This window comes from Oleiphilus sp. HI0067, from assembly GCF_001635735.1.
In genome coordinates this window covers 1-845 of sequence record NZ_LWFI01000863.1, presented here as the reverse complement: position 1 = coordinate 845, position 845 = coordinate 1, and the positions used below count along the sequence as shown (strand labels likewise).

At 42.1% G+C, this 845-nt stretch carries 1 protein-coding gene; it reads right to left on the bottom strand.

The window, feature by feature from the left end:
• On the bottom strand, nt 1-543 hold a 543-nt coding region (locus A3739_RS09255; protein ID WP_197472239.1), incomplete at its 3' end, for a LysE family translocator.
• Nucleotides 544-845 lie beyond the last annotated feature (302 nt).

The following is an 845-nucleotide window of genomic DNA, read 5'->3' as shown; positions in this document are numbered from 1 at the left end:
CCCAACGAAAATAAAAACGATTCCGCCAAAGCAATCTATATAGCGGATTCGTCTCAATAAGCGATTTCTGAAGGTACTTAATGATGCTATAAAAGTTACTAAGATATACCATAGAGCATCTACAAACGCGGCAGTGGAAACCATGACAAGCGAATCAATCGGACTGTTATTTGCGTCAACGAATTGAGAGAACAAGGCGACAAAAAACACTGCTAGTTTTGGATTTAAAAATGCAATGAAAAAACCGTCTCGAACAGCTTGTCTGCCTTTCGGGCTTTCTACACCATTAATACTTAACTCGACCCCACTTAGCCCAGAAGCGAAACTACGTAACCCCATGTAGATTAGATACAACGCCCCCAACAGTATCAGTGTATTGTGCAGAAAAGGGAACGTTTTGCTAATGCTCGCAATTCCCAAAATTGTTGCGCACGCCCAAAGAGCAACCCCGCTAGCATGGGCTACCGAAACTTTAACACCTAAACGAAATCCGCCAGCTATCGCGTTTTGAAGGACACAAATTAAAGAAGGGCCTGGCGACATGGCTCCGAGAGCACAGGTTGCCAATAGTAAAAGCCATTGTTCAAAGGGCATTATTTCTAACCGTGTGAAAGGACGTCAAGGGCACTGTTGACCAAAATATACTAGTATATTCATAACGACTGCTAAGCTAAAGTGGTTACTTTGCCATTAACACGATGTGCGATTGTCTCTTTGGTATTGTTACTGGGGGAAGGGTATTCAAATATACCTTACGTTTGTTGAGAGACGCTCGACTTCAGGTTAGCTTTTAATAGATATACGGTAAACAAACCTAATTGCATGAGTATTTGACGATGTGGTCA